10 protein-coding genes and 1 pseudogene are annotated in these 7,218 nt (G+C 61.6%); all 11 read right to left on the bottom strand.

Annotated elements, in window-relative coordinates:
- Window positions 1-49: 49 nt before the first annotated feature.
- The 11 genes and pseudogenes from ABD120_RS39540 to ABD120_RS39495 all read right to left on the bottom strand — a co-directional run bounded on the left by ABD120_RS39540 (window position 50) and on the right by ABD120_RS39495 (window position 7,057).
- Entirely contained in the window at window positions 50-265 is a 216-nt protein-coding gene (locus tag ABD120_RS39540; protein ID WP_343955646.1) for a hypothetical protein, read from the bottom strand.
- 794 nt (window positions 266-1,059) lie between these two features.
- Window positions 1,060-1,308 (bottom strand): hypothetical protein, encoded by a 249-nt coding sequence (locus tag ABD120_RS39535; protein WP_343955644.1) that lies wholly within the window; start codon window positions 1,306-1,308, stop codon window positions 1,060-1,062.
- A complete protein-coding gene (locus tag ABD120_RS39530; protein WP_343955642.1) occupies window positions 1,309-1,710 on the bottom strand; it encodes an SLOG family protein in 402 nt (133 codons plus the stop codon). It abuts the gene before it with no gap.
- Between the two features lie 1,084 nt (window positions 1,711-2,794).
- The gene (locus tag ABD120_RS39525) at window positions 2,795-3,454 is read right to left on the bottom strand and encodes a hypothetical protein (protein WP_343955640.1); all 660 of its coding nucleotides are present in this window, start codon (window positions 3,452-3,454) and stop codon (window positions 2,795-2,797) included.
- Complete coding sequence (locus ABD120_RS39520; protein WP_343955648.1) at window positions 3,451-4,176, bottom strand: metallophosphoesterase; 726 nt, start codon at window positions 4,174-4,176, stop codon at window positions 3,451-3,453. The genes ABD120_RS39525 and ABD120_RS39520 overlap by 4 nt, the downstream gene beginning before the upstream one ends.
- 168 nt (window positions 4,177-4,344) lie before the next feature.
- Window positions 4,345-4,635: a hypothetical protein gene (locus ABD120_RS39515; RefSeq protein ID WP_343955638.1), complete on the bottom strand. Its 291-nt coding sequence runs from the start codon at window positions 4,633-4,635 to the stop codon at window positions 4,345-4,347.
- A complete protein-coding gene (locus ABD120_RS39510; protein WP_343955636.1) occupies window positions 4,632-4,874 on the bottom strand; it encodes a hypothetical protein in 243 nt (80 codons plus the stop codon). The genes ABD120_RS39515 and ABD120_RS39510 overlap by 4 nt, the downstream gene beginning before the upstream one ends.
- A gap of 198 nt (window positions 4,875-5,072) precedes the next feature.
- Window positions 5,073-5,711 (bottom strand): hypothetical protein, encoded by a 639-nt coding sequence (locus tag ABD120_RS39505; protein ID WP_343955634.1) that lies wholly within the window; start codon window positions 5,709-5,711, stop codon window positions 5,073-5,075.
- 13 nt (window positions 5,712-5,724) lie between these two features.
- Window positions 5,725-5,922, bottom strand: a pseudogene (locus ABD120_RS39985) (CHC2 zinc finger domain-containing protein); the annotation flags it as partial.
- Window positions 5,923-5,929: 7 nt separating this feature from the next.
- Window positions 5,930-6,280 carry a hypothetical protein gene (locus ABD120_RS39500; protein WP_343955632.1) on the bottom strand — a complete coding sequence of 117 codons (351 nt, stop codon included), beginning with the start codon at window positions 6,278-6,280 and terminating at the stop codon, window positions 5,930-5,932.
- On the bottom strand, window positions 6,281-7,057 hold the full coding sequence (locus ABD120_RS39495) for a DUF7275 domain-containing protein (protein WP_343955630.1): 777 nt from the start codon (window positions 7,055-7,057) through the stop codon (window positions 6,281-6,283). It abuts the gene before it with no gap.
- Between the last annotated feature and the right edge of the window lie 161 nt (window positions 7,058-7,218).

Here is a 7,218-nt window from a genome sequence, read left to right as displayed (position 1 = left end):
TTGCTGAGACATAAGAAGAGACCCCCGCCGCGGCGGGGGCAGGCAGACCTTAGCCTCTTCTGACCTTCCGGACGGCCGCCTTAAGTGCGACCAGCTCTAGCGAAGCAAGGTCCGTCCCCAGATCAAGCCGTGTGCCGTCCACCAGTTCAGTGCCGTCGAGGCGATCCCAGACATCTTCCCAGTCGATCCGTCCCGCCTGATACCAGCCGTCTACGATCTCCACGGCATATCCAACGATCTCGTCGGTTACCTCGAATGCAGGCATTAGACCCCCTTGCTGCGCATACATGTTCCTGTAGGTGATGTCCCGAAAGACTGCCCAGCCCGGTAATGGTTGAGTCCTCCTACAGTCTTCCAGTCGCGTGAAGGTCCGCCAGGTCCTTGCATTCTCGGTGGCGCCCCTCGACGTTCTTTCGGTAGCTGCCTCGCATCACCGTTCCCCTTCTTCGTTGCCTGCTGACAAGCGAACGATAGCAACCCGTGTACACGGTTTGCAAGTTGGTTGATCTCCGGCATGCGACCTGCGCGTCAACAACGAAGCCTGCCTCTGACCTTCAGGTTCATCACCCGTGGGCTCGGCCGACGACCGGCCGACCATTGCCTCGACCAGGGGCGGAGCCTAATGGCGCGGGAACGCGAAGAGCCCCCGGGGCGAATGTCTTCACCGGGGGCTCTCGGTCGCGCGATTCCAGTGTCAGCAGGACGCCCAAGGGAAGGGCTACGCAGCAACAGGAGTCAGGCTATCAGCCTGCGGTGATTGCCTTCACTACATACGCACACGGATGATGCCTGGGAAGACGGCCGCATCGATGCACCTCCCCGGCCCCGAGCCATACGGGGCGCCGGGGATGGTCGGTCACGCAGCCTCGGGCGTATGAAGGATCCGGCGCACGCCGTACGTCTGGGTGACGTAGTCCCAGGACCGGGGACCCCGGCCACCCCCGAGCATCCGCCAGCCGTCCCGCTGGCGTTGCCACACGTCGCCATCGCGATCCAGGATGACGGCTCCCTCAACGGGCTCAGGGTTCTCGTTGCCGCAGGTAGGGCAGTTGTCCATGGCTACGCAGCCTTCCTGTAGATCATGCCGACCAGGCCGTCATCGTGGATCAGCTCAGCGAGCGCCACGGGGGCGCCGTTCACCTCGTGGGGTACATGCATGAATGCTGCGCTCGTCTCGACGGGGGGAACGCCTGTTTGTACCCACACGCCGTAGTCGATGACCCCATTCGAGTAAGAGGTTCGTTCTACGCGGGCACGCCCCGGGCGGGAGTAGAGAACCTCTTCGTTGACGACTTCCACTTGATCCACTTACGCAGCTTCCTTGTCTTCCGCGTCGATTCGTATGACCGGAATCCCCGCCTCGTCGGCGAGAGCGATGGTTCCGCTTGTTCCCCTGCCGTGGTTGCGGTTGAAGGCGATCACGTAATCTGCCCCGGCCTCGACCATGCGCCGGTTACGTATCGGTCCCGCCCGCCTCTTGTATCGTTCCCAGTTCGCTTCGAACACCCGTTCTATCACGGGCATCTCCAGGTCGTCACGCATGAGTCGGACCCATGCCGCCGCCATTGCGTCGGCGCCCATGGGACAGCCACCGTGAACCACCGTGAGCGGCGCCCCGTGATCCTGTGCGAGCGTCAGCGCCAGGTCCAGAGCCCGGCATACTGCTTCCATGTCCGGCCAGTCACGCGAGCCGGTGACTATGACCTTCATCCGCCGCTTGCTCCTCTCCCGCAGAATCCACCCGAAGCGATGGGATAGATATCCTCCTCGCCGACGCTGATCTCACGGCCAAGGAAGTCAGTTCGCGGCATCACACCCCACTGCCGAACGGAACGCCGGGGAAGTCCTGAGAATCGGAAGCGGTGATGATCTCAACGCGCAAAGCGTGTACACGACCCTTCGGAGGGAACGAAAACGACCGACGACCAGACCCGCCGTTACACAACCAACTTGCAGATCGAACACTAGCAGAAGCGGCCGACCGAAAACACTGATTACCGGATGGGGGCAAGCCCCGGCTGCGCACTGCTCGTGAGGGCCTACAGGGTCGCCCCACTCCACGAGATCGAAGTGGCCAGTAGTCACCCCGATCGCCACCACGCGGCCGTGTCGCTCTACTGCCATCCGGAAGCGTCCGACTGTGTGCGCCGGTAGACGACTTGACCGGCAGCTCCCCAGTTGGGCGTGCTGGATCGCTCCTAGAAGATGATGTGGTACGAACCGACCAGCGCCAGCGCCGCAATGGTCATTACGCCGACGAGCGCTAGGCACCCGAGCAGCGGGCTTGCTTCCGGTTCGCGGTCGAGCTGATCGGGCATGTGGTCCTCCATCAGAGCCAAACCTTGTTACGCTCCGCGCTGGCCGGCAAAGTGTCGGAACACGTTGACCTGGGGTTTTGTGAACCGCAGCCAATCGGTTCGCCGCTACTCAGCGTGTAGGTTCCGGCCTCCGGTAGGGCGCTCACGGTCTCGCCCGCCACTTTCGTTCCCAGTAGGCATACCACCGATTCCACGCGTAGAGAATCGGCGGGCCGAGGAATAGGAACATACAGACCGCCGCGCTTGCCATGACGGTCACGCCCGCAGCGAATGCGAGCCCAGATAGGAAATCGCTCACTCGTTTCCTCTCGTAAGTTCCTTCTGCCAGTTCATCGGGTTGTTCCACCACGGCGGGTTATCCTTCTTCCCGCACGTTAGGCACATCGGCGGCCGGTCATCGAATTTCGCTTCGATCAGGCAGGGGCTTCCCGGATGGAAGCCCCGCCACCACATGAAATCCGGCATGCACGGCTGAATCATTCCCCGTCCCGGTCCTCGTGCGTGATCGCCTGGGCGCGAGCGTTCGAAATAGCCTTCCGTGCACCGGGGCCGTCGTGGTCGCCAGGCGCCCGGTTCACAACCCGGTTCAGAACTTCCGCCAGTCGTTCGGTCGCACGGCGGGCCGTCCGCTGCTCGCTCTCGCTGAGCGGCTTCCATCCGTACGCGGTCGCCTTCCGGCGCTGCTCGGCATCGTACCCTTCGCATTCCGCGCGCCGCATGAGGATGCGTCGCCACCGATCCGGAATACCGTCGAGGGCTTGGGACAGATCCCACAGGGACACGCATATGTTTCCCCGGTCAGGGGCAGCCACGTAGCCGTCTTCCGTCGGCGCGTCGAACACGACACCCACCGATTCCACCGCGATTGCCAGCAGTACGCGAACCTCCTCCGGCGTGTAGAGGTATCGCGCCGTCCGGTACACGTAGTCATTCCGCTCACGGGCACAGTAGGCGACGGCCTTCCGTGTGAGGAATGACCACAGCTCGTCCGGTTCCATCGCGTTGTAATCGTAGGCCCGTGTACACGCTTCCAGTAGGACATGCTGTGTGATGTCTTCGGCGTCGAGGAATGGCCAATCCCGGGCGACCTTCTGGCCTACTGATTCCGCTGTCTCGCGGACTAGCTCAGTGATCAACCCCAAACCTTCCCATCCGCGATGAACATTCCGTTGCCGTCCATCGGAATCACTTCCGGTCGGACGCGCTTACCCTCGACATGGAGTATTCCGAACCCTGACTGCCAGTTCGCTGTTACGTAGCCGAGATAGACGGCCTTCCGCATATCCATCACGTTGCCGACTTCCATTCCCCAGCGGATGATATTCCGCCCGGTTGTGCCCTTCGTTTGCGGCATGAGCCCGAGGCGGTGGGTGTGGCCGATCGCTACCGATCGCTCTAGTTTGTCTACGAGCTTCAGGGCGGAGCTGCCGGGAACCGTGACCGTACGAATTCCGGTGGCGTGGCCGTGCATCGCCACCCAGCCCGGGGCTATGTCGAAGCCTCCCCGAACGACGTTGATTCCGTGGGAGTTGAAATCTAGAAGCGTCTCGACGTTGAAGGCGTTCGATTCCGCTAGTGCGGGCGCGTGCCTGGCCAGGTATCGACGGGGGTTCGCGTCGTGATTCCCCTCTATGAAGTGTGTAGGGCCGTCGTACCCCCGGCGTAAGTCGCCGAGGATGCGTTTACCTTGCTCGCTCTCGCGGAACACGTTGTGTTCGAATTCCGCTTTGGTGTCTTTATTCCAGCGGGACGGCCCGGCGTAGTCCATGAAATCGCCGATCACGACAAGCCGGTCGGGCTTGGTCGCATGGATATACCGGTGAAGTGAGTTGACCTGTCGCGGATTGTGAAAAGGGATCTGGGCATCGGGGTAGATCAGAATGCGCTGAATGGTTAGCTCCGCTTATTCCGTATGGCAATGAGGGCTAGTACCACAAGCAGCGCGATCACGGTTGCCGTGGTGTCGTTCATTCCGTCTTTCTCAAGGGGATGCCGGGGGCGCCCGTAGGCGCCTCTCGACGGAGTTCTAGAAGCTGGGGAAGTGCCCGCGAGGGTCGGCGCCCGGGAAGGGCGGCGGCATCCTCGGGGCGCTCTCAGTGGCAGCGCCGAGGGACAACAGAATGAGGATCATTGCCACGAGGGCGTCTAGGCCGGTCTCGTCGGCGTCTTCCCACTTGTCAGCCGCGAGGTTCACGAGGGGTTCGATGTCGGCCGGAAGATTTCCCAGCTCGACCACACCGATAGCGTCGGCGATGACGGCGTTTTTGATCAGCGTTGCGAGTACGCCAGTGTTCTTGCCCATGGCCTCGAAGCTCACAGGTCGAATCCCTTCTTTAGCTGGCGCTCAACGCGCTTGATGCGAATGGCGGTCATGACGCCGTACACCACGAGGTCTAGGGCTTCCTCGTGCGCCCACTGCAAAAGTTCGCGGGTCGTCATGGTTTCGAATTGCTGTGTGTCGCCCTGGTCGTACTGGTCTTTGCCGACGCCGGTAACGCGGGCTTTAGCGGCTCGCACGGTCTCTTCTACGGCTTCGGCTAGCTGCTCACTCGTCATTCAAAATTCCGATCATTCTCATGATGGTAGGAATATCTCCGCTGCGCGGTTCTAGGCGCCGCATCGCTTCCCAGGCTTCCGGCGAAACCCCCGTGAGGACTGTTTCAATGTCTGGGGCGTGCTTAAGGGCGTCGTCCCATCCGCGCTTGTATGCCTCCTGGTAGATGTCTTCAGGATCGTCGCACTCGCATCGATCACTCATTGCATGCCGACCTTCCGAAGTAGGGCATCCTGGCCTTCCGCCAGGAACAAGCTGTTTGCGTCGTGGCCGTCCGGCCAAAGGATGGTTCGCAGGTTCGGAAGGTCGCGCGCCATGCGCTCCCCCAATTCCGCGCCCTGCCCCTTATCGTCGTTGTCCGCTAGGTGAAACACGGTGTCGTACTGGCGTAGCGGCAACGCCCATTCCGAACGCCACGAGCTGACGCCTGGTAGGCCGACAACGGGCAACCCGCACTGTGTGACGATCCACGTATCCGGCTCGCCCTCGACCGTGAACATCACGTTGTGGTCCTCTTCGAGAACCCGTGTGTTGTAGGGCCGGGGGATGTCGCCTGGGACGCTTAGGAACTTGGCTCCGTCGCCGTCGCCGAGTCTCCGGAATCGGAGCTGTAGTGTCATCGCGTCGGGCGACAGGTATGGAATCGCGATTCGCCCGACGTACTTCTCATGCCCCGGCATCGAATCGGCGACGTAGCCCAGCCGAAAAGATCGAATGCTGTCCGGCGTTAGCCCCCTCTGCATCAAATACTCTTCGGCGGGGCTTCCGCGCATTGCCCTTTGATACTGCCGGGTGCTCTGTGCCAAGAATTCCAGTGAGGATTTCGACGGCACCAGCAAAATCGCAACCCTCTTTCCACATCACTAGCGAATAGGTGTCGCCGTGCGCTTCGCAGGCGTGACATTTGAACGAGCCGCGCTCGGTCGAGACAGATGCGGACGCCGATCGGTCATCGTGAAACGGGCATTTCATCGGCGCCCACTTGTATCCCTCGGGCACACAATCGGCCCCGTAGTGCGCGAGCACATCGGCTATGGCTTGTTCAGCCATGGCGCATTCACTCGTAGACGGTGACAGTCTTTGTGGTCGGCCTCACACGACGAATCTCGCCGTCCCAGTCTGAACCGCCGTATGACGAGTAGTAGCCGGTCTTCTTGAAGTACCGGGTAACGTCGCCCTGCGTCACTCGGATGACAACGTGCGTCCATCCGTCGCCGTCCTCCCCGCCGCCGCCTTCTGTCTGGACGGTGGCGACCATTCCAAGGCCCTCGACCTCCGTACCGTCCTCCCCGTTCTTGTCTCGCCAGGCCCACCAACTGCCATTGAAGCCCCACGCTGCCACGTAGCCGATTACGCGCGCTTCGATTTCGCTAGGCGAAGCGCTGGCGAGGTCGATGCTGTACTCCATTTACTTTCCCTCCAGAGGAATGAGCCGGTCAGCACGGCTCTTATGCCGCGCCACATAGTCCGTGTCCGGGGTATGGAACACGTCATAGTTGGCCACGATGAACTGTGCGGACCAACCCTTAGTGAGTGACGTGATCGTGCGTCGGAGCGCCCACGCGTACGCCCAGCGGGGCGAGCACTGGTAGTCGCTCGGAATCACTTTCCGCTCAAGAGCGGTTGCGTAGATCTCTTCACGAAAGAGCCGCACCTGATCGTCGTACGACAGGGCGCGAACCTTGGACATATCGACCTGGACGGTAGCGCCGTCTTTCAGAACGCTTTCGTAGAGCGGCCTTTCGCCGTAAGCGACGCTGTCATGGATGCTGTCGTGGTCGTAGATACGCTTCACGGCATCGTTGAAGAAGTCGGTAGCCTCTTGGGTCAGGTCTACTCTCTTGACCCCGTACCGGCGTTCCCAGACCCGGTAGAGCATGTGGTGTAGCTCGGGAATGATTTGAGCCCCGAGCTTTTTCATGAGAAGCATGTCGCCCATATGTTTGGGCCATGACCCGTTACGCAGATCCCAATAGGCGTGTGACGCCTTGATGGTCATCAGCTCGTTCGGGGTCGCCCATCTGAGCCCGTCCCCACCTGAGAGCCAAGGCTTAAAGTCGTCGTCCCAGAAGGCGTCAGCGTCGGCCACGGGTTCAGCGCTAAAGACGTCGAGGTCCTTTGGCGCCCTGGCGGCGTCGGCGTACCAGAAGGCAAGGGCTGTTGAGCCGATGATGAGCCCGGTCATTGGTCGGCGCCTCAGTAGAGTTCCCCGCAAGCGTCGGCGTAGGCGAGAGCGTCACCCCACGAGGCGCCGCTGTCCTGCTTCTTCTGGATGCGGTCAGCGAATGAGCGTGCCGCCATAGAAGCACCGGGGAGGACATTGCCGACTACCGCCCAAGCGTTGCT

The organism is Nonomuraea longicatena, from assembly GCF_039525605.1.
Classification (GTDB): domain Bacteria; phylum Actinomycetota; class Actinomycetes; order Streptosporangiales; family Streptosporangiaceae; genus Nonomuraea; species Nonomuraea longicatena.
The sequence above is the reverse complement of the archived record's forward strand: the minus strand, read 5'-3'. Positions and strand labels throughout refer to the sequence as shown.

Coding starts and splice junctions, on each gene's coding strand:
- ABD120_RS39540 (WP_343955646.1), bottom strand. CDS start 265: ATGCCTGCATTCGAGGTAACCGACGAGATCGTTGGATATGCCGTGGAG.
- ABD120_RS39530 (WP_343955642.1), bottom strand. CDS start 1,710: ATGAAGGTCATAGTCACCGGCTCGCGTGACTGGCCGGACATGGAAGCA.
- ABD120_RS39510 (WP_343955636.1), bottom strand. CDS start 4,874: ATGACGAGTGAGCAGCTAGCCGAAGCCGTAGAAGAGACCGTGCGAGCC.
- ABD120_RS39500 (WP_343955632.1), bottom strand. CDS start 6,280: ATGGAGTACAGCATCGACCTCGCCAGCGCTTCGCCTAGCGAAATCGAA.
- ABD120_RS39495 (WP_343955630.1), bottom strand. CDS start 7,057: ATGACCGGGCTCATCATCGGCTCAACAGCCCTTGCCTTCTGGTACGCC.